At 64.1% G+C, this 23,236-nt stretch carries 18 protein-coding genes; 10 read left to right on the plus strand and 8 right to left on the minus strand.

Translation table 11 applies throughout. The features are described 5' to 3' along the window. The first annotated feature begins 41 nt into the window (after positions 1-41). Positions 42-1,307: a TCR/Tet family MFS transporter gene (locus CGZ66_RS33620; protein WP_095090963.1), complete on the plus strand. Its 1,266-nt coding sequence runs from the start codon at positions 42-44 to the stop codon at positions 1,305-1,307. 36 nt (positions 1,308-1,343) lie between these two features. Here the strand turns inward: CGZ66_RS33620 and carA are convergent, their stop codons facing one another. Beyond that, positions 1,344-2,549 (minus strand): glutamine-hydrolyzing carbamoyl-phosphate synthase small subunit, encoded by a 1,206-nt coding sequence (gene carA / locus CGZ66_RS33625; RefSeq protein ID WP_095090964.1) that lies wholly within the window; start codon positions 2,547-2,549, stop codon positions 1,344-1,346. A 277-nt stretch (positions 2,550-2,826) separates the two neighbouring features. On the opposite strand from carA, the gene CGZ66_RS33630 reads away from it, so the two are divergent. Next, complete coding sequence (locus CGZ66_RS33630; protein WP_095091714.1) at positions 2,827-3,276, plus strand: GatB/YqeY domain-containing protein; 450 nt, start codon at positions 2,827-2,829, stop codon at positions 3,274-3,276. A gap of 182 nt (positions 3,277-3,458) precedes the next feature. On the opposite strand, the gene CGZ66_RS33635 is transcribed toward CGZ66_RS33630, so the two are convergent. Continuing rightward, a complete protein-coding gene (locus CGZ66_RS33635) occupies positions 3,459-4,442 on the minus strand; it encodes a hypothetical protein (RefSeq protein ID WP_095091715.1) in 984 nt (327 codons plus the stop codon). 179 nt (positions 4,443-4,621) lie between these two features. After that, complete coding sequence (locus tag CGZ66_RS33640) at positions 4,622-5,572, minus strand: LysR substrate-binding domain-containing protein (RefSeq protein ID WP_095090965.1); 951 nt, start codon at positions 5,570-5,572, stop codon at positions 4,622-4,624. Positions 5,573-5,836: 264 nt separating this feature from the next. Between CGZ66_RS33640 and katG the strand changes: the two genes are divergently transcribed. Together katG and CGZ66_RS33650 are read left to right on the plus strand one after the other, a co-directional pair. Then, the gene (katG, locus tag CGZ66_RS33645) at positions 5,837-8,032 is read left to right on the plus strand and encodes a catalase/peroxidase HPI (RefSeq protein WP_095090966.1); all 2,196 of its coding nucleotides are present in this window, start codon (positions 5,837-5,839) and stop codon (positions 8,030-8,032) included. Positions 8,033-8,222: 190 nt separating this feature from the next. Continuing rightward, a complete protein-coding gene (locus CGZ66_RS33650; protein WP_095090967.1) occupies positions 8,223-8,780 on the plus strand; it encodes a GNAT family N-acetyltransferase in 558 nt (185 codons plus the stop codon). Between the two features lie 18 nt (positions 8,781-8,798). Here the strand turns inward: CGZ66_RS33650 and CGZ66_RS33655 are convergent, their stop codons facing one another. Beyond that, complete coding sequence (locus CGZ66_RS33655) at positions 8,799-9,215, minus strand: MerR family transcriptional regulator (RefSeq protein ID WP_095090968.1); 417 nt, start codon at positions 9,213-9,215, stop codon at positions 8,799-8,801. A gap of 108 nt (positions 9,216-9,323) precedes the next feature. Between CGZ66_RS33655 and CGZ66_RS33660 the strand changes: the two genes are divergently transcribed. Beyond that, positions 9,324-11,555 (plus strand): heavy metal translocating P-type ATPase, encoded by a 2,232-nt coding sequence (locus CGZ66_RS33660; RefSeq protein WP_095090969.1) that lies wholly within the window; start codon positions 9,324-9,326, stop codon positions 11,553-11,555. 63 nt (positions 11,556-11,618) lie between these two features. Here the strand turns inward: CGZ66_RS33660 and CGZ66_RS33665 are convergent, their stop codons facing one another. The 3 genes from CGZ66_RS33665 to CGZ66_RS33675 all read right to left on the minus strand — a co-directional run bounded on the left by CGZ66_RS33665 (position 11,619) and on the right by CGZ66_RS33675 (position 14,940). Next, a complete protein-coding gene (locus CGZ66_RS33665; protein ID WP_095090970.1) occupies positions 11,619-12,803 on the minus strand; it encodes an MFS transporter in 1,185 nt (394 codons plus the stop codon). Between the two features lie 155 nt (positions 12,804-12,958). Continuing rightward, on the minus strand, positions 12,959-13,168 hold the full coding sequence (locus CGZ66_RS33670; protein ID WP_095090971.1) for a DUF2061 domain-containing protein: 210 nt from the start codon (positions 13,166-13,168) through the stop codon (positions 12,959-12,961). A gap of 107 nt (positions 13,169-13,275) precedes the next feature. Continuing rightward, positions 13,276-14,940 carry a Na/Pi cotransporter family protein gene (locus tag CGZ66_RS33675; RefSeq protein WP_095090972.1) on the minus strand — a complete coding sequence of 555 codons (1,665 nt, stop codon included), beginning with the start codon at positions 14,938-14,940 and terminating at the stop codon, positions 13,276-13,278. A 376-nt stretch (positions 14,941-15,316) separates the two neighbouring features. Between CGZ66_RS33675 and CGZ66_RS33680 the strand changes: the two genes are divergently transcribed. From CGZ66_RS33680 to rpoD, 3 genes are all read left to right on the plus strand, one after another. After that, positions 15,317-15,685: an RcnB family protein gene (locus tag CGZ66_RS33680; RefSeq protein ID WP_095090973.1), complete on the plus strand. Its 369-nt coding sequence runs from the start codon at positions 15,317-15,319 to the stop codon at positions 15,683-15,685. Positions 15,686-15,834: 149 nt separating this feature from the next. Beyond that, positions 15,835-17,769, plus strand: a complete 1,935-nt coding sequence (dnaG, locus tag CGZ66_RS33685) for a DNA primase (protein WP_095090974.1) — start codon at positions 15,835-15,837, stop codon at positions 17,767-17,769. Positions 17,770-18,254: 485 nt separating this feature from the next. Continuing rightward, positions 18,255-20,276 (plus strand): RNA polymerase sigma factor RpoD, encoded by a 2,022-nt coding sequence (gene rpoD / locus CGZ66_RS33690; protein WP_095090975.1) that lies wholly within the window; start codon positions 18,255-18,257, stop codon positions 20,274-20,276. Between the two features lie 123 nt (positions 20,277-20,399). On the opposite strand, the gene CGZ66_RS33695 is transcribed toward rpoD, so the two are convergent. Beyond that, positions 20,400-21,458 (minus strand): TauD/TfdA family dioxygenase, encoded by a 1,059-nt coding sequence (locus CGZ66_RS33695; RefSeq protein ID WP_095091716.1) that lies wholly within the window; start codon positions 21,456-21,458, stop codon positions 20,400-20,402. Between the two features lie 317 nt (positions 21,459-21,775). On the opposite strand from CGZ66_RS33695, the gene CGZ66_RS33700 reads away from it, so the two are divergent. After that, a complete protein-coding gene (locus tag CGZ66_RS33700) occupies positions 21,776-22,069 on the plus strand; it encodes a GYD domain-containing protein (RefSeq protein ID WP_095091717.1) in 294 nt (97 codons plus the stop codon). A gap of 104 nt (positions 22,070-22,173) precedes the next feature. Next, on the plus strand, positions 22,174-23,232 hold the full coding sequence (locus CGZ66_RS33705) for a DMT family transporter (RefSeq protein WP_095090976.1): 1,059 nt from the start codon (positions 22,174-22,176) through the stop codon (positions 23,230-23,232). Positions 23,233-23,236: the final 4 nt, after the last annotated feature.

Here is a 23,236-nt window from a genome sequence, read left to right on the forward strand (position 1 = left end):
TCCGCCTGCGCCCCAGGGCGAGCAGAGGAGCTTGACCCTTTATGATCGACCCCAAAACCGCCAGACGGGGCCTTGCGCTCGTCTTCACCACGCTGCTGCTCGATATCATCGGCTTCGGCATGATCATGCCGGTGTTGCCGGCCTATCTCAGGGAGTTGACCGGCGTCAGCATCAGCGGAGCGGCGATCGAGGGCGGTTGGCTGTTCTTCGTCTATGCGGCGATGCAGTTCTTCTTTGGGCCCATCATGGGCGGCTTGAGCGACCGTTTCGGACGGCGGCCGATCCTGCTCGCCTCCGTGCTGACCTTTTCCATCGACAACCTGATCTGCGCCGTCGCCTGGTCCTTCCCCATGCTGTTCATCGGGCGCGTGCTGGCCGGCATTTCCGGCGCCAGCTATTCGACGACATCCGCCTTCATCGCCGACATCTCCAACGATGAGAACCGGGCGAAGAATTTCGGCCTGCTCGGCATCGCTTTTGGCGTCGGCTTCGTCATCGGGCCGGTTCTGGGCGGCCTGCTCGGTACGTTCGGGCCGCGCGTACCGTTCTATTTCGCCGCCGGGCTGGCTTTCGTGAACTTCCTGATTGCGCTGTTCCTGTTGCCGGAAACGCTAGACGACAAGCATCGCCGCCGCTTCGAGTGGAAACGCGCGAACCCGGTTGGGACGCTCCTGCAGATGCGCCAGTACAAAGGCATCGGCTGGATCGGGCTTGTCTTCTTCCTGATGACGCTTGGGCACATGATGTATCCGGCGGTGTGGTCGTTCGTCTCCAATTACCGCTATGGCTGGAGCGAGCAGCAGATCGGCTTTTCGCTCGGCGCCTTCGGCCTGTGCGGGGCGATCGTCATGGCGACGGTGCTGCCGCGCGTGATCCCCAGGCTTGGCGAGTGGAAGACGGCGGCCATCGGCCTTGCCTTCACGGCGCTCAGCGCCTTCGGATACGCCTTCGCGTCGCAAGGCTGGATGATCTATGCGGTGATCGTCGTCGGCTGTTTGGAAGCGCTGGCCGATCCGCCGCTAAGGAGCCTCGCTGCCGCCAAGGTGCCGCCTTCGGCGCAAGGCGAACTGCAAGGCGCGATGACCTCGATCTTTTCGATCACCTCGATCATCACACCGCTGCTCTATACGGCGATCTTCTCCTGGTTCACCGGGCCGAGCGCGCCCGTGACCTTCGGCGGCGCGCCCTATCTGGTTGGCGCGTTTTTCCTGACGCTGGCGCTCATCGTCTTCGTCACCAAGGTGGCAAAGCCGGTGGCGGTCAGAAACGTCACCACCAGCGTGGCGGAAGATGGAGCGCAGATATGAGCGATGACGGGCGCGTGAGCCGCGCGCCGCTTCCGGTTAAGCCCGCTCCGCCAGCAATTCCTCGCCGCGCTTTTCGCGGATCAGATTGACGAAGCGGCGGAACAGATAGTGCGAATCCTGCGGGCCGGGCGAGGCCTCGGGATGATGCTGGACCGAGAACACCGGACGGCCGGTCAGCGTGATGCCGCAATTCGAGCCGTCGAACAGCGAGACATGGGTTTCCTCGACGCCTGATGGCAGCGAGTCCGCATCGACGGCAAAGCCGTGGTTCATGGAGACGATCTCGACCTTGCCAGTGGTGTGGTCTTTGACCGGATGGTTGGCGCCGTGATGGCCCTGATGCATCTTGGCGGTCTTGCCGCCCAGCGCCAGCGCCAGCATCTGGTGGCCAAGGCAGATGCCGAACACCGGGATGTCGGTCTTCAGCAGGTCCTGGATGACTGGCACGGCATAGTCGCCGGTGGCTTCGGGATCGCCGGGGCCGTTGGAGAGGAAGATGCCGTCCGGCTGCATGGCAAGGATTTCTTCAGCGCCGGTCTTGGCCGGCACCACGGTGACCTTGGCGCCGAGGCCGGCGAGCAGGCGCAAGATGTTGCGCTTGACGCCGTAGTCGATGGCAACGACATGCATCGAAGGCTCGGCCTGTTCGCCAAAGCCTTCGTTCCAGACCCATGGCGTCTCGCGCCAGACCGAGGACTGACCTGACGTGACTTCCTTGGCGAGATCGAGCCCGATCAGGCCCGACCATGCGGCGGCGCGCTGCTTCAGGTCGTCGAGGTCGAAGACGCCGTCGGGCGCATGCGCAATGACTGCGTTGGGCATCCCCTTTTCACGGATCAGCGCGGTGAGCGCGCGGGTGTCGATGCCCGACAGGGCGACGATGCCGCGCTTCTTCAGCCATTGGTCGAGACCGGTACCGGCGCGGTAGTTGGACGGGTTGGTGACATCGGCCTTGAACACGGCACCGACAGCGCCGGCGCGTGCAACCGGATTGAGATCCTCGATGTCCTCTTCATTGGTGCCGATGTTGCCGATATGCGGGAAGGTGAAGGTGACGATCTGGCCGGCATAGGACGGGTCGGTGAGGATTTCCTGGTAGCCGGTGAGCGCCGTGTTGAAGCAGACTTCGGCGACGGCGGAGCCGGTGGCGCCCAGGCCGCGACCCTCGATGACGGTGCCGTCGGCCAGCACCAGAAGGGCGGTCGGCCTTTCGGTTGCCCAAGCGGGGGTCATCTCGGCCATGGCGGCGCTCCTATCAGTCTGCGCGCTGCAATCGGCCCGGCGGGTCATCTGCGCGGCAAATAGCGCGAAGCGGCGATTTCGCGGCTTCCACGCAGTCAAGCTTCAGTTCATGCAAGGCCCAGTACATAGGGGAAGGGCGCAAAGCGGTCAATGATCATGCGCAATCCGGCTCCGATTTATTTCATCTAGCAATATCAGTGACTTGCCTGGCAATATCAGGGTTTGCGTTGGCCTGTCCCCGGCGCTATTGTCCGCGCCGATCGAAGGAGAAAGCACCATGCGTGGCAAAATCGCCGAATCCCTGAAGAGCGCGATGAAGGCGCAGGACAAGCACCGGCTGCCGACATTGCGGTTGATACAGGCGGCCATCCACGACCGCGACATCGTCAATCGTGGTTCGGCCAAGGACCCTGCCAGTGATGAGGAAATCCTGCAGATCCTGGCCAAGATGGTGAAGCAGCGCGAGGAGTCGGCCAAGGCCTTTGACGACGGCAAGCGACCGGAACTGGCAGCGCAGGAGCGTGGCGAGATGGAGATCATCCGCGCCTTCCTGCCGACGCAGCTGGACGAGGCCGCGGTGGCCGTGGCCGCGCGCGAGGCGATCGCGGCGACGGGCGCGACCAGCCAGAAGGACATGGGCAAAGTGATCGCCGCGCTGAAGCAGAAATATGCCGGCCAGATGGACTTCGGCAAGGCGAGCGGCATCGTCAAGGGCCTGCTGCAGTAGGCTTGCCGCCCATCGCTGACCGGGGCTTGCGACCGTCAGCGGTTGCCAATTCGGCCTGACCGTTCATCAATGCCTTCGACAACGATGCGGATCAGGTGCCTGATCTCGTCTTGCCTGAAAGGCTCTCCCGAGAGCGCCGAAAGCATCGCCTGGCTGGGCGGCAGCCTATCCGGGTGCGGAATTCAAGACCCCTTGCAGATCGGCAGTGGCTGGGGCGGTGGTGCCGGATGATCCGTCTTGTATTGGGCGATGATCGGCTCGAGGGTTTTTCTCGGCCAGAATTTCGGCGCGCCGATTTCCTTCAGGCAGGATGCGTTCCAGTACGGCACACCGCCCGACTGCGAACGGTGTGCCACTACCGCGGCAATGTCGCGTGATTCCGGATAGATGTAGAGCGTCGTCGGGTTGTCCTTCACCATCGAGATGATCTGCCGCGCATCCGCCGGCGACCAGCTGGTGCATCCGTTGCTGCGGCCGCCAGGATAGTCCACCAGCTTGCCGAACGGCACCAAACCGTCATGGTCGGCATATGAGCTGTTCGGATTTTTGCGCATGCACTGGGCGCGCAGCACCTGCGCCGCATGGCCGCCGATCACCCGCTGCCTGGCATTGGCGGCTTCGCCTTCGCCGTCGAACTGTATGAAGGTGCGCAGGAAAGCCGCGTCCTGCTTCGCACCGGTGCGATAAAAGCCTTTGAACGAAGTTTTCGCCTCGCGGGTCATATAGGCGCCGCCTGCGGTCAGTTCCGAATCCATGGCATTGCCGAAGTTCTTCGAGCATCGCCTGCCATTTGAAAAATCGACCGTGCCTTTCAGATTCCGGCCGCCGCCGTGACCCGACGGAATTGCGCGAAACGACTGGCTGGCTTCGCAGATGACATAATACCGGCGCCCGAGCACGCCATTGCCGAGATCGCCGGGTCGTGTGGCGTCCATGGCGAAATAGCAGGGGTTCCTGACCGCACCTTGCGCCACCTTTTTCAGGTAAAGCGCGCGCGCCCGCTCCAGGACCACTTGCGAGATCTGACCATCGCTGTCGCCGACATGGGCCTGCAACCAGGCGGGAACATCGGGAAGCGCGGCAAACGACCGCGCCGACACCGTCAAAGCGATGACAGCGAGGAGGAGGCTGGCGACGATACCCAGAGGGACAGATCTCAACCGCACCGGATCACTTCTCCCGCCGTTCGCAATTCCCCGCGGTGTTGCCGCCGCGAATCGATTATAAATCGCCTCGCGCCAATCGGCGAAACACATCTTGTTTAGCAGCCGCCCAAGCGGTGTTTTCAAAATGGTCAGGCAATCCGCAAGCTAACCACGCGAAGCCGGAAACCAAGGCGTGTTTGTCAGGCGGTTGCCGTCAGGTTCAGCAGGTGCGCAATCGGTGTCGGATTGTGCTGTGCGCGCAGTGCGTCGGCCGACTGCCGAACGACTTCCGAAATCCGCAGCAGCTGCTTGGCGATCGGGCTTGTCTTGCGCCAGACCATGCCGATCGTCCGCGATGGCTGGGGGCTCCTGAAGCGGGCGATGGAGACCGACGCCGAGCGCGTCTCCACCGGCACGGCCATTTCCGGGATCAAGGTGACGCCGATGCCGGCGCTGACCATCTGGACCAGGGTCGACAGCGAACTGCCGTCCAGCAACTCGCGTGGCCGTGCCGAATGCATGTTGCAGAAGGAGAGTGCCTGGTCGCGGAAACAATGGCCTTCTTCCAACAGAAGCAGCCGCATTTCACGCAGCGTTTCGCGATTGGGCACCGGCTTTCCCTCGTCTTCGCCGGGCCGGACCAGGACGAAGGCCTCGGCAAACAGCACGATTTCCGTCAGCGACGGTTCGGACACCGGCAAGGCAACGATGGCCGCATCGAGCCGACCGTCCGCCAGTTCCTGGATCAGCTTCTGCGTCTGCGTCTCGCGCACATGGATATCGAGGCCATCATGCATGCTCGAGAGGTTGCCGATGATCGTCGGCAGGAGGTAGGGCGCGATCGTCGGGATGACGCCGATGCGCAGCCGACCGACCAGCCTGTCGCGCGAAGAGCGAGCGAGGTCGGCGAGCTCGTCCACCGAACGCAGGATGTCGCGGACGCGCAAGGCGAATTCTTCGCCGAAATTGGTCAGTCGGACCTGTCTAGCGCCTCTTTCGAAAAGCTCCGTGCCCAGTGTTTCCTCCAGTTCCCTGATTTGCACCGAAATGGCAGGCTGAGAGATCGCGCAGGCGTCGGCCGCGCGCCCGAAGTGGTTGTGCCGCGCCAACGCCTCGAAATAGCGCAGCTGCTTCAGCGTCAGGTTTGTCATAATGTCACCTTATCGCTGTAATCAGGAAATCCAACTTAAATTAATCGCGCAGCTTTGCTATAGGAGCTGCAAGGGAGATGAGGAGCAGCCGGGACGGCTTCGTCCGGGGCGTGCCCGCAGCGACAGGAACATCCAAGATATTCGGTCGCGTATCTGGCATACGGTCATGCGCCAGCCATGAAACGGACCGCTTCCAGGGACATCCTTTGTCCTTGTTCACGCAGCAGTTGAAACAGCTCAACACAGCCACGATCGGAGAAAAACATGGACGCACAAACTGACGACCCAAGCACGGGCAAATGCCCGGTCGTGCACACAGCCGTCGGCAGGGTCAACCGCGACTGGTGGCCGAATCAGCTCAATGTCCAGATTCTCCACCAGCAGTCGCCGCTGTCCGATCCGATGGGTGAGGCGTTCGACTATGCCGAGGAATTCAAGAGCCTCGACCTCGACGCCGTGATCAAGGACCTGCATGCGCTGATGACGGACTCGCAGGAGTGGTGGCCGGCCGATTTCGGCCATTACGGGCCGCTGTTCATCCGCATGGCGTGGCATAGCGCCGGCACCTACCGCATCGCCGACGGTCGCGGCGGCGCCGGAGCCGGCCAGCAGCGTTTCGCGCCGCTGAACAGCTGGCCGGACAACGTCAACCTCGACAAGGCGCGCCGGCTGTTGTGGCCGATCAAGCAGAAGTACGGCCGCAAGATCTCCTGGGCCGACCTTCTGATCCTGACCGGCAACGTCGCGCTGGAATCGATGGGCTTCAAGACCTTCGGTTTCGCCGGCGGCCGCGCCGACGTGTGGGAGCCCGAGGAGGACATCTACTGGGGTCCGGAAGGCAAGTGGCTGGCCGACGAGCGCTACAGCGGCGACCGCGATCTCCAGGATCCGCTCGGTGCCGTGCAGATGGGCCTGATCTACGTCAACCCGGAAGGACCGAACGGCAAGCCTGATCCGCTGGCCTCGGCGCGCGATATCAGAGACACCTTCGCGCGCATGGCCATGAACGACGAGGAGACCGTCGCGCTGATCGCCGGCGGCCACACCTTCGGCAAGACCCATGGTGCCGGCGATGCGACGCTGGTCGGCGTGGAGCCGGAAGGCGCCGACATCGAGCAGCAGGGCCTTGGCTGGGCGAGCACGTTCGGCACCGGCAAGGGCGGCGACGCCATCGGCAGCGGCCTGGAAGTCACCTGGACGACGACGCCGACGAAGTGGAGCAACAACTTCTTCGACAATCTGTTCGGCTTCGAATGGGAGCTGACCAAGAGCCCGGCCGGGGCGCACCAGTGGACGCCGAAGGGCGGCGCGGGTGCGGGCAGCGTGCCGGATGCGCACAACGCCGGAAAGCGCCACGCGCCCTCCATGCTGACCACCGACCTCGCCTTGCGATTCGACCCTTCCTACGAGACGATCTCGCGGCGCTTCCATGAGAACCCGGCTCAGTTCGCCGACGCATTTGCGCGCGCCTGGTACAAGCTGACCCACCGCGACATGGGCCCGCTGGTTCGCTATCTCGGCCCGTTGGTTCCAAAAGAGGAACTGCCCTGGCAGGACGTCATTCCGGCGGTTGATCATGTGCTGATCGACGAAGAGGACGCTGCAGCACTGAAGGCCGAGATCCTGGCGTCCGGCCTGTCGGTGTCGCAGTTGGTGTCGGCGGCGTGGGCGTCGGCCTCGACCTTCCGTGGCTCCGACAAGCGCGGCGGCGCCAATGGCGCGCGCATCCGCCTTGCGCCGCAAAAGGACTGGGCCGTCAACCAGCCGGCGGAACTCGCCAAGGTGCTCGACAAGCTCGAAGCGATCCGCAAGGCGTTCAACGCTTCGCAGACCGGCAACAAGAAGGTCTCGCTTGCCGACCTGATCGTTCTCGGCGGCGGCGCCGCCGTCGAGAAGGCCGCGAAGGACGGTGGCCACAGCGTCGACGTTCCCTTCTGGCCGGGCCGCATGGATGCCTCGCAGGAGCAGACGGACATCCACTCCTTCGCACCGCTGGAACCGACCGTTGACGGTTTCCGCAACTATGTCAGCGGCAAGCAGCGGCTGACCGTCGAGGAGGCGCTGGTCGACCGCGCGCAACTGCTGACGCTGACGGCGCCGGAGATGACGGTTCTCGTCGGTGGCCTGCGCGTTCTCGGCGCCAATGCCGGGCAGTCGAAGCACGGTGTCTTCACCAAGCTGCCGGAAACGCTGAGCAACGACTTCTTCGTCAACCTGCTCGACATGGGCACGGAGTGGAAGGCGACCTCGGACGCCAAGGACGTGTTCGAAGGCCGCGACCGCAAGACCGGCGAAGTCAAGTGGACCGGCACCCGTGCCGACCTCATCTTCGGCTCGCATTCGCAGCTGCGCGCGCTGGCCGAAGTTTATGCGACAGCAGACGCCAAGGCGAAATTCGCCAGGGATTTCGTGGTGGCATGGACCAAGGTGATGAACGCCGACCGTTTTGATATCGCCTGAGCTCGGCAAAAGGCACTGGCGCGGCCTGGGAATGGTTGCGCCAGAGCGTCGGTTCCTCCCAAGGGATAAGACCAGGGCCGCGTTTCCAGCGATGGGAATGCGGCCTTGTCGCAAGAGGCCGCACCCGGTGGACCGTGCCTTCCCAGGCAATGCTGCTATCTTACCGGCGCAGCTCTTCCGCCGGTGCACCATGATCGAACTCGTCAAACCCGCGCTTGAACATTTGCCGTCCTACAAGGCGGCGCTCGAGCGCGGCTGGTCGCCGGACAATGTGCGGCTCGAGCAAGCGACGCGCGAGCAGCTTGCGGCCATCGAAATGGATCCGGTGGCCTTTCTCGCCGACCTCGATGACCCCCTGGCCAAGGGCGGCCCTATAACCTTGCCCGACGGCAGAAAGGTGCCGCGCCTGCCGGGCTTTCGGCGCTGGATCTGGGACGGCGAGGCTTCAGGTTCGATCGGCTTTCGCTGGCAGACAGGTACGGCTGCGCTGCCTCGGCATGTGCTCGGCCATATCGGCTATGCGGTGGTGCCGTGGAAGCGACGGCGTGGCTACGCCACCGAGGCGCTGCGGCTGATGCTGGACGAGGCGAGGGCGGTCGGCTTGCCTTATGTCGAGATCACCGCCAAGCCGGACAATCCGGCATCGCACAAGGTGATCCTGACCAATGGCGGCAAGCTCGTCGAGCGTTTCTTCGAGGATGCCGCCTATGGCGGAGCGGAAAGCCTGCGGTTCCGGATTGAGTTGTAGCGGGCGCGCGAGCCCTCCTCACCCGTGCTCGTTGGCGCACAGCGCGTGATCGGACAGGGCGCGGATGACGTAACAGTCGCCGACCGTCTTGCCGTTGCAGCAAGAGGCGATGCGTTCGAGTTCGGCCTCCAGGCGCTGCCGCTGGGCAATCTTTTCCCGCACCGAAATCAGTTGCTCCCCGGCGATCCGGTCGGCATGGCCGCAGGGCTGCTCGGGGTGGCCGCTCAATTCGATGAGCGAGCGGATATCCTCGACGGCGAAGCCGAGGTCGCGGGCGTGACGGATGAAGGCCAGCCGCTCGAGCTCCTGCCGGCCATAGCGGCGCTGGTTGCCTTCCGAACGCTCGGGTGCTGCAACCAGGCCCATCTGCTCGTAGTAGCGGATCGTCGGCACCTTGACCCCGGTGCGGCGGGAGAGATCGCCGATCGAAAACATGATTTTGCCTCTTGAAGCTCTAGTGACTAGAGCAATTACAGTGTCCGACATCAGGGTTTAAGACCCACGTGGCGGCACGCCGCGCGGGCAAGCCAGACAGGTGATGTGATGACGGCTCCCCTCAGGCAGCCAAGTATCAGGCAGACACGGTTCAAGATCGACGGCATGAACTGCGCCTCCTGCGCGGCCAAGATCGAGACGGCGGTGCGCCGTCTCGATGGCGTCGCCGACGTCTCGGTTTCGGTGACCGGCGCCAGCATGACGGTCAGCCACGGCGATGCACTGCCCGAAGACAAGGTGCTGCAGCAGGTGGCGCGGCTTGGCTATGGCATCGCCAGGGCGGAAGCCAAGATCCACGGGCGTGCTTCAGTGGCCAAGGCACATGATCATGCTGATCACGATCATGAAGGCCACGACCATGGCGGCGAGCCGGTCGGCGAGCGGACCATCGGTTCCGCCCATCTCCTCGGCGATGCCGAGTCGAGGCAGGCGTGGTGGCGCAGCCGCCGCGCGGCGCTGACGCTGGCCTGTGCTGCAGCGCTTCTTGCCGCCTACGGCATCGGTCATCTGTTTCCGGCGGCCGAGCGCTGGGTCTTCCTGGCCGCACTGCTGGTTGGCCTGGTGCCGATCGCCCGGCGCGCGCTGATGGCGGCACTGGCCGGCACGCCGTTCTCGATCGAGATACTGATGACCATCGCCGCCGGCGGTGCGGTGATGATCGGCGCCACCGAGGAAGCCGCCGCCGTGGTTGTGCTGTTCCTGATCGGCGAAATGCTGGAAGGCGTCGCTGCCGGCCGGGCCAGCATCCAAGGCCTTGCCGACCTGGTGCCGAAGACGGCACTTGTCGAGCGGGCAGGCGGCACGATCGAAGTCCCAGCCGAAGACCTTGCCGTTGGCGATGTGATCGTGGTGCGGCCAGGTGATCGTATCCCGGCCGATGGCAAGATCGTCGAGGGAGCGAGCGCTATCGACGAAGCGCCGGTGACCGGCGAGAGCACGCCCAAGCGCAAGGGTGTCACGGACGGTGTCTTCGCCGGCACGATCAGCACCGACGGCGTGCTCAAGGTTCGGGTGACGGCAGCAGCGTCGGACAACACAATCGCCCGCGTCGTGCGGCTGGTGGAGGAAGCGCAGGAGGCCAAGGCGCCGACCGAGCGCTTCATCGATCGCTTCTCACGGTATTATACGCCTGCTGTGCTGGTGGTTGGGACGCTGGTGACGCTGCTGCCGCCGCTCGTCGCCGGCGGCGACTGGAACGAATGGATCTACAAAGGCCTGGCGATCCTGTTGATCGGCTGCCCCTGCGCGTTGGTCATCTCGACGCCGGCGGCGCTCGCCGCCGGTCTGGCGACCGGCGCGCGGCATGGCCTGTTGATGAAGGGCGGTGCCGTGCTGGAAGGCTTTCGCCGGATCACCGCCGTCGCCTTCGACAAGACCGGCACGCTGACAGCCGGCAAACCGGTGGTTACCGACATTGTGGCCTATGGGCGCGACGAACGCACCGTGCTGGCGCTGGCGGCAGCACTTGAGCAGGGCTCCAGCCATCCCCTGGCGGTGGCGATACTGGACAAGGCCAAGGCCGCCAAGGCGCCGGTGCCGCCTGCCCTGGCCGCGAAGGCGATTCCAGGCAAAGGCGTCGAGGGCAGCTTCGGCGGCGTCGCGGTCTTCCTCGGCTCCGGTCAGGCGGCGGGCGAACGTGCTGCGATGACCGAGGCGCAGCGCCTTGCCATCGACAGCCTCAACGGCCAGGGCAAGACAGTCTCGGCGCTGGTGGCCGATGGCGTGGTGGCCGGGCTGATCGCCATGCGCGACGAGCCGCGGCCGGATGCGGCGGCCGGCATTGCGGCGCTGAAGGCCGAAGGCATCCGCGCTGTGATGCTGACCGGCGACAACCGACGCACGGCCGAAGCCATTGCCGCTTCGCTCGGTATCGAGGCGCGGGCTGAGCTCTTGCCTCAGGACAAGCTGCGCATCGTCGGCGAATTGCAGCGCGGGGGGCTGAGGGTGGCCAAGGTCGGCGACGGCATCAACGACGCACCGGCGTTCGCCGCCGCCGACATCCGCATTGCCATGGGCGGCGGCACCGATGTGGCGTTGGAGACGGCCGATGCTGCGATCCTGCATGGCCGGGTCATGGATGTCGCGCGCATGGTGCGGCTGTCGCGGGCGGTGATGGCCAATATCGGCCAGAACATTGCCGTTGCTCTGGGGCTGAAGGCGGTGTTCCTGGTTACCACCATCGCTGGCATCACCGGCCTGTGGCCGGCGATCCTGGCCGACACCGGCGCCACCGTGCTGGTCACCGCCAACGCCATGCGACTGCTGCGCTGGCGCGGATAAATTTCCTGTTTCTGTGCCCGGTCAGTTGCCGGCCTACGGCGCATGACCTCTCCGGATCGTGCTCTACTCGGCTGGGGCCGTCAGTGGCGGCGTGGCGTTGCTGCGCCCCTCCCAGACATAAGAGGCGAGCGCCACCGCGACGGCGACCAGCATGGCGATGGCGCCAAGCAGCGGCAGGCTGCGGTAGCCATAGCCGGCATTCAGCATCGCTGCGCCCAGCGATGCGGCAAGAGCGATGCCCACATTGAAGCCGGATGGAATGAGCGAGGAAGCGAGATTGGACGCATCAGCCGTCCAGGCCAAGATGCGGGTCTGGATCGGTGTACCGATGGCGAAGTTCAGACCGCCCCAGATGACGATCGCCACGATCATCGGCAAGGGGTAAGGGCTTACGGCATAGATGACGCCAAGCGTCACCGCCTGCAGGGCCAGCATGGTGATCAGCGACGGCATCAGCTTCCAGTCGGAAAGCTTGCCGCCAAGGAAGACGCCGAGCGTGGCGCCGACGCCGTTGAGCAGCAGCACCCACGGGACCAGGCTTTCATCAAGGCCGGTGATTTCGAGCAATGTCGGCGTGATGTAGGTGAACAGGCCGAACTGGCCGATCATCAGCATCAGCATCAGGATCAGCGAGGTCCAGACCTGCTGGCGTGCCAGCACGCGAACCTCGCGCGCCAGGCCGGCGGGCTTGGCCTGATATCCGGTGGTGCGCGGCAAAAGGGCTGCCATGGCAAGCGTTGCCACCACGCCCAGCGCGCACATCACCCAGAAGGTCGCGCGCCAGCCCCAGATGTTGCCGATCGCGGTGCCGGCTGGCACGCCGATGACGTTGGAGACGGTGAGCCCGGACAGGATGACGGCGACCGCCATGCCGCGCTGGTCCTCGCGCACGAGACCGACCGCCACCACCATGGCGACGCCGAAATAGGCGCCATGCGCTACCGCCACGGCAATGCGCAGCAGCAGCATCGAGGTGAAGTCTGGCGCCAGCGCGCAGGCAGCCTGGCCGATAGTGAAGGCGACGGCAAGGCCGAGCAGCAAGCTCTTGCGCGACAACGACTTGGTGGCGAGCGCCAGCAGCGGACCGCCGATGGCGATGCCGCAGGCATAGCCGGAGACGAGATAGCCGGCTGATGGAACCGAGACGCCGAGCCCCTCCGCCACTTGCGGCAACACGCCGGCGATGACGAACTCGGTGGTGCCGAAAGCGAAGGCGGCTATGAACAGGGCGATGAGCGGAAGCGACATGGGGAAGGCCCTAGCAGGAACCGGCCTCAAACCACGGATGGGCGTCGCGGGCAATCCAGAAATTGTTGGCGCCGCTTTAGCTTTTCTTGATTCGACTTCTCGTGTCACCCAGTCGCATGGCGACTGGCGAGGGGGCGCCCAGTCGCGCCGGGTCGCTACGCCGGGGTCTTGCGTCCGTACGGAATCTTGAGCCACGCCCGCTCGTGGAAATAATAGAGCAGCGACTTGGTGACGACCTCGGTCAGGCCGATGGTTGCAGCGAGCTTGATGCTTCCGGTCACCACCAGCGAAATGATCATCGTGTCGATGGTGCCGGTCACACGCCAGGAAAGCGCCTTGGCGAAACTGCGCGAATGGGTGTCCATCGATTTCCTCCGAAAGGCTGGGCCAGCCGACCCTTATCCCGACTGGTGGAAACAGAGCAAAGATATTTTGCCGCCGAAATGAGGACGATGCGTGATCGCGTCGTGAATCAGCTCGCTTTCAACCGCGACCCGGTGAGCAGGCCGCGCTCTTCCAGCACCGGATAGGCCATCGACGCCAAAAGCGAATTGATCTGCTTCAGGTCGCGGATGGTGTCGAGATGGATCGAGCTGGTCTCGACGCTCTTGGCGGTGCCGTCGCGCAGCCGCACGAAATGGCTGGCGCTGGTTTCCTTCTCGCGGTCGCGCAGCTGGTCCTTTTCCAGCACCAGCTGGCGGGCGGTCTCGGGATCGCGTGATACCAGCACGTTGAAGGCGAGCCGAGCATTGGCCAGCACCGAAGCGTGGAAAGCGCATAGCTCGCGCCAGCCCTCGGGCGTGAACTCAAGCCCGCGCTCGAGCTTCTTCTTCACATGCACCAGCATGTTGCGCACGACGATGTCGCCGACCTGCTCCAGCTTGACGCAGGCGCCGATCAGCTCCTGGCAGCGCAGCGCCTCGTCCTCGGTCAGCGGGTTCCTGGTAAGCTTGGCCAGATAGAGCTTGATCGCCGCGTGCTTGCGGTCGACGCGGTCGTCGAGTGCTGCCAGTGCCTTGATCTTGTCGGCATCGGCGCTCTCGTACAGCTCGATGATGCGCTTGAGCATGATCTCGACGGTCTCGCAGACCCGCACCACCTCGCGCGTGGCATTGGCCAATGCCTGGCTTGGAACGTCCAGCGCGCTCTCGTTGAGCGCGGAAAGCTCGACGACATCGAGTGTGGCAGCCGGCGCCGGTTTGGTGCCGAGTGCCACGATCTTCTCCGAGGCGCGGTAGACGAACCCGGCCAGCGGCAGGCCGGCGAGCAGGATCAGCACATTGAACAGGATGTGAGCGTTGACGATCTGGTCCGCCGCCGTCGCGCCGAGGAAGGCGACGTGCGGCCTGAAGGTCATGAACAGGATCAGCACGACCAGCGAGCCAAGCCCGCGCATCAGGAGATTGCCGATCGGCACGACGCGCACGGCAGGCCCGGCCGAACGGGTCAGCATCGGAGCGATGATCGAGGATCCGAGGTTGACGCCGAGGATGAGGACGACGCCGAGTTCCGGCGTGATCAGGCCACGGCCGGCCAGCGTCGCCATCAACAGAACCGCCGCGATACTCGACTGGAACAGCCAGGTGATCAGCGCCGCCAACAGATATGCGGTAATGGAATCGCTGGAGAAGTAATTGATGATGACCGGCATGAGCTGGCTGTTGCGCAGCGGCTCCGATGCCTGGCCGATCATTTCCAGCGACAGGATCAGCAGACCGATACCGACCAGGATGCGGCCGGACTGGCGCCAGTCGCGCCGCTCGGTGGCCATGAACATCACCGTGCCGGTGATCAGGCAGAGCGGCACCAGCAGGGTGAGATCGAAGGTCAGCAGCTTGACCACCAGCGCCGAGCCGATTTCGGCACCGCGCACGGCAAGCTGCCCGGCGGCGCCCGAGACGATGCCGGAGCCGGCGAAGGAGCCGACCAGTAGTGTGACGGCGGTGGAGCTTTGCAGGGCGATGGCGAGGCCGGTGCCGGCCAGCACCGCCATGATCGGATTGCGCATGGTGGCGCGCAGACGATGGCGCAGCACGTCGCCATAGGCGCGCTCTACGCCGGTTTTCACCATGCGGGTGGCAAACAGCATCAGCGCCACGGCGCCGGCCAGATGCAGAAGGACGACGGAACCGCTCATGTCGCCGCCTGCATGCGGACCGGGTGCGCGATGCGAACAGCGCGGCGATCAGTGGGGAAAACGAGCGTGCGAATCATGTTCATGGCAGTGACCGATAATGACTGTAATACATTAGCCGGGTAATAAAATCTTGTCGATTTCAAGGGCCGTTGCGCCGCGACAGTCGGTGTCGGAAAATGGACGGACGCGCAAATGGTTGCATAGCGAGGCTGCTGTGGCGAGGTGGATCGCGCGCGTTTGGCTGCGATCTTTGCGAGGATGTTCAACTCTCCTAAATAAGCGAAGGAATTCATTACACAATTGTAATGCGGGCGTTCAGTTTCGGTTCATCGGTGGGTCACTATCCCTTGGGCATCGACAACCAAGGAGACTTCCAATGAAACGCATTGTCCTTTCCGCTCTCGCTTTCTCGATACTGGCCGCCACGTCGCTCGCCGGCCAGGCCGCGCCGATGAATGCGCCGAACGCCCCGCAGTCGACCTACAGCCAGGTCGACTGGCAGAAGCCCGGCAAGCACGTCGACGTCAGGAAGCGTGTCGTGAAGAAGGAGATCGTCGTGAAGCGCAGCCATTGGCGCAATGGCCAGAAGTATTCCGGTTGGAGGCAGCACCGGCCGATCCGCGACTATGGCCGCTATGGCCTGCATCGCCCAGGCCGCGGCCAGGAGTGGATACGCGTCGGCAACGACTATGTGCTGGTCGGCGTTCTCTCCGGCGTCATTTTCGGCGCGCTTGCCGGGCAGTAAATCTCGTCTGGGCCAGCACCCTGTTGGAGGTGAAAGAAAGGCGGCCCGCAACGGCCGCCTTTTTTGCCCTGTGGAAACCGGGCATCGTCCGCATTAGGGGTCGTCGGATTCCGCGGGCATGATTATATGGTGGGGAAACGAGTTTCCCGATGCGCTTTCCGCCCGCCTTCCTCGACGAGATCCGCGACCGCGTGCCGATTTCATCGGTGATCGGCCAGCGCGTGGCGTGGGACAGGAAGAAGACCAACGCGCCGCGCGGCGATTATTGGGCCTGCTGCCCGTTCCATGGCGAGAAGAGCCCATCCTTCCACTGCGAGGACAAGAAGGGCCGCTACCATTGTTTCGGCTGCTCGGTTTCGGGCGATCATTTCAAGTTCCTCACCGAACTCGACGGCATGAGCTTTCCCGAAGCGGTCGAGAAGGTCGCCGACATGGCCGGCGTGCCGATGCCTGTCCGCGATGCGCAGGAGGAGCGGCGCGAAAAGGAGCGCGCCAGCCTGACGAACGTCATGGAGATGGCGACCGCCTTCTTCCAGGAGCGCCTGCAGGGGCCGGAGGGTGCGAAAGCCCGCGCTTATCTGCGCGATCGTGAGCTGACACCGGCCACGCAGCAATCGTTCAGGCTCGGCTTCGCGCCCGACAGCCGCAATGCGCTGAAGGAGCATCTCGCCGCCAGGGGTGTTCCCAAAGCCGATATCGAGGCCTGCGGGCTGGTGCGGCATGGCGACGACATTCCGGTCTCCTATGACTGGTTCCGCGACCGCATCATGTTCCCGATCCCGGATTCGCGTGGCAAGATCATTGCTTTCGGGGGCCGCGCGCTGGCGCCCGATGCGCTAGCCAAATACATGAACTCGCCCGACACCGAGCTCTTCCACAAGGGCAACGTGCTCTACAATTACGCCCGCGCCCGCAAGGCGCTTGCCAAGGGCGGCACGGTCATTGCCGTCGAAGGCTATATGGACGTGATCGCGCTGGCGCAGGCCGGCTTCGAGAATGTCGTGGCGCCGCTCGGCACGGCGCTCACCGAAAACCAGCTCGAGCTGTTGTGGCGCATGGCCGGCGAGCCGGTGCTGTGCTTCGACGGCGACAAGGCCGGCCTGAAGGCTGCCTGGCGGGCCGCCGACATGGCCCTGCCGGCGGTGCAGGCAGGGCGCTCGGCGCGCTTCGCGTTGCTGCCGGAAGGCAAGGATCCCGACGACCTGGTCAAGGCCGAAGGGCCGGACGCTTTCCGTTCCGTGCTGGCCGATGCGCGGCCGCTGGCCGACCTTCTGTGGATGCGCGAAACGGCCGGCGGCGTCTTCGACACGCCGGAGCGGCGGGCCGAGCTCGAAAAGACGTTGCGCGAACTGACCAGCCGCATCCGCGACGAAAGCCTTCGCTATCACTATCAACAGGAAATGCGCGAGCGCGTGCTGAGCTTCTTCGGCGCGCAGCGCGGTACAAGGCAAGGCCGCCAGGATGGGCGCCCGGGCCAAGGCAAGGCGCCGCCGCCGGGCGGACAATTCGCCAAGGCCGGCGGCGGACGCACGCCGATCACCGAGAGCCTTGGCCGCTCGGCGCTGGTCAAGCGCGGCAGCGAGGGGATGTCGATGCGCGAGGCGACGATCATCGTCGCGCTGGTCAACCATCCGGTGCTGATCGACGAGAATTTCGCACATATCGAGTTTCTCGATCTCGCCAACTCCGATCTGAGGCGGCTGCACGCCGCCATCCTCGACGCGATGGCGCATGACATGGCCAATGACCGTCAGGCCGTGGTGGCAATGATCGAGCGCGCCGGCTGCGCCGAGATCTGGGAGCGGGCGGTCGGGCTGATCCGGCGAATGCGGCATTGGCCGGCGCTGGAGACCGCAGCCCTCGAGGATGCCCGCGACGCTTTCAGCCAGGCCCTGCACTTGCAGCGCAGCGCGCGCACCTTACATAAGGAGCTGAAACAGGCGGAAGCGGCGCTCGCCACCGATCCCACAGACGAGAACTATCGGCACCTGATCGAAATTCAGGCGCAATTTCAGGATGTACAAGCGACGGAAGCGCTGATCGAAGGATTCGGCGTCTCCTCGGGCAGGGCCGGGCGGGCTTAAAGCATGATCCCGAAAGTGGGAACGGTTTTTCGGACAAACGGAAACCGTTTGTCCAGAGATCGTGCTTCCACCAAAAGAAAGACAGAGCCTTTGCCGGCCGATAGGGCAGGGACGGGCTCGGCAAGAGAGTGAAATGTGAAAGCGCTGTTGCGCGTCCAAATGGCGCGTGGCGGGGCTAAGTCGGGTAATTGATTCGCTTTTTTCATGCGAATCATGCGAGAGGCGCTTGACCTTCCGGCAGAATGGCGGAATCAGGACGATTCGAAACGTTAACCCGCACCCGCGTCGACGGGAAATAAACGATGTGAGGTACTGGTCACTGGACAGGCAAGCTGCCTGCCACAGATATCAGGGTTAATCTGGACTTAACGAGAGATGCAGTTACTGGCCCGGTGAAGCGCGACTCATAAGCGAGTGCATCCGATTTGACTGGTCCGACAGCTTACGCGGCTTTGATGTTCGGCCGCTAGGAGAAGATAAAGACTATGGCGACAAAGGAAAAGGAAGAGGTCGAAACCGAACGCGAAGGCGCCACCGATGGCCCTCTGCTCGACCTTTCCGACGATGCTGTCAAGAAGATGATCAAGGCCGCCAAGAAGCGCGGCTATGTCACCATGGACGAGCTGAATTCGGTGCTGCCCTCCGAGGAAGTGACCTCAGAGCAGATCGAGGACACCATGGCGATGCTGTCCGACATGGGCATCAACGTGGTCGAGGACGACGAGCAGGGCGAAGAGCCCGAGGCCGCAGACACTGCGGCTGATGCCGAGGAAGACGCGAACGAGCTGGCCGAGCAGACCGGCACCGCCGTTGCTGCCACCACCACCAAGAAAGAGCCGACCGACCGCACCGACGATCCGGTGCGCATGTATCTGCGCGAGATGGGCTCGGTCGAGCTTCTGTCGCGCGAGGGCGAAATCGCCATCGCCAAGCGCATCGAGGCCGGCCGCGAGACGATGATCGCGGGCCTGTGCGAAAGCCCGCTGACCTTCCAGGCCATCATCATCTGGCGCGATGAGCTCAACGAATCCAAGATCCTGCTGCGCGAGATCATCGATCTCGAAGCCACCTATGCCGGCCCCGAGGCCAAGCAGGCGCCGGTGGTGGAGCGCATCGAGGAAGCCAAGGTCGAGGACAAGCCGCGCCGTTCGCGCGACGAGGAAGACGACGTCACCAATGTCGGCGCCGACACGCGCGGACTGGTCGATGACGACGAGGAAGACGAGGACGAGGCCAGCCTGTCGCTGGCGGCGATGGAAGCGGAACTCCGCCCCCAGGTGATGGAGACGCTCGACGTCATCGCCGACACCTACAAGAAGCTGCGCAAGCTGCAGGACCAGCAGGTCGAGAACCGGCTGGCTGCGGCCGGCACGCTGTCGCCCAGCCAGGACCGCCGGCTGAAGGAGCTGAAGGACCAGTTGATCAAGGCGGTGAAGTCGCTGTCGCTCAACACGGCGCGCATCGAGGCGCTGGTCGAACAGCTCTACGACATCAACAAGCGCCTGGTGCAGAACGAGGGTAAGCTCCTGCGGCTCGCCGAAAGCTACGGCGTGCGCCGCGAGGAATTCCTGAAGGAATATCAGGGCTCGGAGCTCGACCCGAACTGGACGCGCGCGATCGGCAACCTGACCTCGCGCGGCTGGAAGGAATTCACCAAGAACGAGAAGGACGCCATCCGCGACCTGCGCGCCGAAATCCAGCATCTGGCCACCGAAACGGCGATCTCGATCCTGGAATTCCGCAAGATCGTCAACCAGGTGCAGAAGGGCGAGCGCGAAGCCGCGATCGCCAAGAAGGAAATGGTCGAGGCCAATCTGCGTCTCGTCATCTCCATCGCCAAGAAATACACCAATCGCGGCCTGCAGTTCCTCGACCTGATCCAGGAAGGCAATATCGGCCTGATGAAGGCGGTCGACAAATTCGAATACCGCCGCGGCTACAAGTTCTCGACCTACGCGACATGGTGGATCCGGCAGGCGATCACGCGTTCGATCGCCGACCAGGCGCGCACCATCCGTATTCCGGTGCACATGATCGAGACGATCAACAAAATCGTGCGCACCTCGCGCCAGATGCTGCACGAGATCGGCCGTGAGCCGACGCCGGAAGAGCTGGCCGAAAAACTCGCCATGCCGCTCGAAAAAGTGCGCAAGGTGCTGAAGATCGCCAAGGAGCCGATCTCGCTCGAAACGCCAGTCGGCGACGAGGAGGATTCGCATCTGGGCGATTTCATCGAGGACAAGATGGCGATCCTGCCGATCGACGCGGCGATCCAGGCCAATCTGCGCGAGACCACCACGCGCGTGCTGGCCTCGCTGACGCCGCGCGAGGAGCGCGTGCTGCGCATGCGCTTCGGCATTGGCATGAACACCGACCATACGCTGGAAGAGGTCGGCCAGCAGTTCTCGGTCACCCGCGAGCGCATCCGCCAGATCGAAGCCAAGGCGCTCAGGAAACTGAAGCACCCGAGCCGCAGCCGTAAGCTCAGGAGCTTTTTGGACAGTTGAGCTCTGGACGGGTCGTCGCCGTCAGCTCAATTGGCTCCGGTATCGATGCCCTGCTGCGGTGTGCTCTTCGATGGGCGGTCCCAAGCAACGTGGCGGAGACTTGGGGCGCCCGCCGTTCCGGAACTACCACAACGGCACGTCCAGCCGCGTCCCCTTGACGATGATGCCGCCCCGGTCGCCGATCTCTATCGAGCCATAACGCTGCCTGAAGCACTCGGGCAGCGGTCGGTCGCCCGGCACTGACAACCACAAACGCAGCATATGGCGCCGCTTGTCCGGGTCTGGCCAATCCCGAAAGCCGATGCGGTCGTGAAGCAGCGAATGATTGTAGACGAACTGCATGTCGCCGGGCCGCAGGCGCATCGACAGGTTTAGTCTGGGATCATTAGCAAGGCTGTCGAAGAGATCCAGCGCTTCGACATGCGCGGCGCTGAGCCGCATGGCATCCGGAAAGCGTTGCGCGCTGTCGATGTACTGGCGCTGATAGATGCCGGTCAGCAATCCCGCATGCCAGTTGAGGACCGGGATTTCGAAGTAGGGTTTTTCCCCTTCCGGTATCTCGCCGCGCCGGTCGGTGGCGATCGGATCAAACAGCAGGCGGGTGAGGTCGGGCCGTTTCTTGCGCATCTCGTTGTAGATCGTCACTGTGCTCACCAGCAGGGACTCGCCGCCTTGCATGGCATCGCGCAGGCAGAGCAGACCGACAACATCGGCGGAGTCGGTGTGAAACGTCTGGCGCTCAGAGGTCTGGTAGATGCGCGTCGTGGCGTCCCTGGCGTCGGCGCCTGTGTCGCGGACGTGGCCGAGGATATGGCCCTGGGCATTCTGGGATCGTGCGCTTCCCAGATGCGCGCCAATCCCGCAGAAAATCGTTGCCGCCATTTGCGCCGAATATCTCTCGACCGGGAGACCGCGAAGCACCTCGAAGCCAATGCCGGCGATCAGTTTTTTGCGAAGGGCGGCAAGATGGCCGGCAAGCCGGGGCAAGGGGAAGTCAGCCTTGGTCAGGTTGCCGATGTCCTGCGAGCGGGCGAGAAAGCCGGTTGCCGCCAACTCCAGTTCCGCGACGTCGCGCGCGTCCAGTTCGACCAGCCAACGCTCAGGATGTTTCGCCATATCCTCGCCGGTCCATGCGGCAGGACTCTCGATCGATTCCGGCGGCAGGTCGATGGTTTCGCGCATGAAGCTCTCCGGCGGCTGGATCGGTCTCGGTTGCCGGCCGGGGATTTCCGCCAGATCGACGGCCACGACCGAGATTGCCGCAATCGGGCGGGTTTTAAAACCGGCTTTCTCTGGTCGGCGCCGACCGTCTTACGGCCGTCGCTTTGCCGCCGCCTCGCGAGGCTCGCCTTTACCCAGCGACGGGCGTCGGCGCGGTAGTCCTTGCAGGATGTTCAATGCGGGTGGATAATTTCGCGTCGGATGCATTTTCTGGGCGACAAACCCGGATGCCCGCCCCGGCGAAGCCGCCGTGCTCCGTGGCCCGGAGGGAGGTGTGCATGACAAGCTATATCGTGCTGATGAACTGGACGGAACAGGGCGCCAGAAATGTGCGCGATTCACCGAAGCGACTCGACGCCGCCAGGAAGCAGCTGGGAGACATGGGCGGATCGTTCAAGGCGTTCTACCTGACCATGGGTGAATACGACATGGTGGCCGTGGTCGAAGCGCCCGACGACGCGGTCCTGGCTCGCTTCTCGCTGATGCTGGCGGCGGCCGGCAACATCAGAACGCGGACGCTGAAAGCCTTCCCCGAATTTGCCTACCGCGAGATCATCACCTCGCTCGGGTAGAGCCCTGAGAACAGCGCGGAGGCTGAAGCGCTTTCAGGTCCTTGTCTAATACATGTCGCCCAAATCCGCTGCGCAGTTTGGGCGACATGCACTAGGATGCGGCCATGTCCGAACCGAATTCACATGCGCATCTGTGGCCCGGCGTGCCGCTCGCTCTGGGCTCCGCCATCCTGTTCGGCGCTGCGCCGCCGCTGTGCAAGCTGCTGCTCGACAGCGTCAATCCCTTCATGCTGGCCGGTCTGCTCTATCTCGGCGCCGGCGCCGGGCTGGCCCTCTATCGCTCGGCTCGCGGCGGCGGCGCCGGCGAGGCGCAGCTGACCGCCAGGGACATACCATGGCTGCTGCTGGCGATCGGCGCCGGCGGCATCGTCGCGCCGGTGCTGCTGATGTTCGGCCTCGGCCTCAATACCGCATCCAGTTCCGCGCTGCTGCTTAATCTCGAAGGGTTGGCGACGATGGCGATCGCCTGGCTCGTCTACCGCGAGAATGTCGACCGCCGGCTGCTCCTGGGCGCCTTCGCCATCGTGGCCGGCGCCGTTCTGCTGTCGTGGCAAGGTGAGGGCGTTGCCTTCAACCTTGGTGCCGTGCTCGTCGCCGCGGCGTGCCTGGCGTGGGGGCTGGACAACAATTTCACTCGTAAGATCTCGGCCACCGACCCGGTGGTGATCGCCATGCTCAAAGGGCTGGTGGCTGGTGTCGTCAATGTCGGGTTGGCGCTCGCCGGCGGGGCTTCGTTTCCGCCAGCGTCGATCGTCGCAGTCACCGCGGCCGTCGGCTTCTTTGTCATCGGGGTCAGCCTGGTGATGTTCATCGTAGCGTTGCGTCATCTCGGCACGGCACGGACAGGGGCGTATTACTCGCTCGCCCCCTTTATCGGTGCGCTGCTGGCAATCGTCATCCTGGGTGACGCCGTCACGCTCAAGCTGGCGGTCACCGGGCTTCTGATGGCCTTCGGCCTCTGGCTGCATCTGTCGGAACGCCATGAGCACGAGCACGACCACGAGGAACTGGAACACGAGCACAGCCATGTGCACGACGAGCACCACCAGCACCATCATGACGGACCGGTGAGCGAGCCGCATTCGCACTGGCACCGGCATGCGCCCATGCGCCACCGGCATCCGCATTATCCCGACCTGCACCACAGGCATGGCCACGGCTGAGCAT

Origin of the sequence: Mesorhizobium sophorae (assembly GCF_002270415.1) — a bacterium.
Lineage (GTDB): Bacteria > Pseudomonadota > Alphaproteobacteria > Rhizobiales > Rhizobiaceae > Mesorhizobium > Mesorhizobium sophorae.

Excerpts from the sequence above, each read along its gene's own strand:
- CGZ66_RS33620 (WP_095090963.1), top strand. The coding sequence starts at position 42 with ATGATCGACCCCAAAACCGCCAGACGGGGCCTTGCGCTCGTCTTCACC.
- carA (WP_095090964.1), bottom strand. The coding sequence starts at position 2,549 with ATGGCCGAGATGACCCCCGCTTGGGCAACCGAAAGGCCGACCGCCCTT.
- CGZ66_RS33630 (WP_095091714.1), top strand. The coding sequence starts at position 2,827 with ATGCGTGGCAAAATCGCCGAATCCCTGAAGAGCGCGATGAAGGCGCAG.
- CGZ66_RS33640 (WP_095090965.1), bottom strand. The coding sequence starts at position 5,572 with ATGACAAACCTGACGCTGAAGCAGCTGCGCTATTTCGAGGCGTTGGCG.
- katG (WP_095090966.1), top strand. The coding sequence starts at position 5,837 with ATGGACGCACAAACTGACGACCCAAGCACGGGCAAATGCCCGGTCGTG.
- CGZ66_RS33650 (WP_095090967.1), top strand. The coding sequence starts at position 8,223 with ATGATCGAACTCGTCAAACCCGCGCTTGAACATTTGCCGTCCTACAAG.
- CGZ66_RS33655 (WP_095090968.1), bottom strand. The coding sequence starts at position 9,215 with ATGTTTTCGATCGGCGATCTCTCCCGCCGCACCGGGGTCAAGGTGCCG.
- CGZ66_RS33660 (WP_095090969.1), top strand. The coding sequence starts at position 9,324 with ATGACGGCTCCCCTCAGGCAGCCAAGTATCAGGCAGACACGGTTCAAG.
- CGZ66_RS33665 (WP_095090970.1), bottom strand. The coding sequence starts at position 12,803 with ATGTCGCTTCCGCTCATCGCCCTGTTCATAGCCGCCTTCGCTTTCGGC.
- CGZ66_RS33670 (WP_095090971.1), bottom strand. The coding sequence starts at position 13,168 with ATGGACACCCATTCGCGCAGTTTCGCCAAGGCGCTTTCCTGGCGTGTG.
- CGZ66_RS33675 (WP_095090972.1), bottom strand. The coding sequence starts at position 14,940 with ATGAGCGGTTCCGTCGTCCTTCTGCATCTGGCCGGCGCCGTGGCGCTG.
- CGZ66_RS33680 (WP_095090973.1), top strand. The coding sequence starts at position 15,317 with ATGAAACGCATTGTCCTTTCCGCTCTCGCTTTCTCGATACTGGCCGCC.
- dnaG (WP_095090974.1), top strand. The coding sequence starts at position 15,835 with ATGCGCTTTCCGCCCGCCTTCCTCGACGAGATCCGCGACCGCGTGCCG.
- rpoD (WP_095090975.1), top strand. The coding sequence starts at position 18,255 with ATGGCGACAAAGGAAAAGGAAGAGGTCGAAACCGAACGCGAAGGCGCC.
- CGZ66_RS33695 (WP_095091716.1), bottom strand. The coding sequence starts at position 21,458 with ATGCGCGAAACCATCGACCTGCCGCCGGAATCGATCGAGAGTCCTGCC.
- CGZ66_RS33700 (WP_095091717.1), top strand. The coding sequence starts at position 21,776 with ATGACAAGCTATATCGTGCTGATGAACTGGACGGAACAGGGCGCCAGA.
- CGZ66_RS33705 (WP_095090976.1), top strand. The coding sequence starts at position 22,174 with ATGTCCGAACCGAATTCACATGCGCATCTGTGGCCCGGCGTGCCGCTC.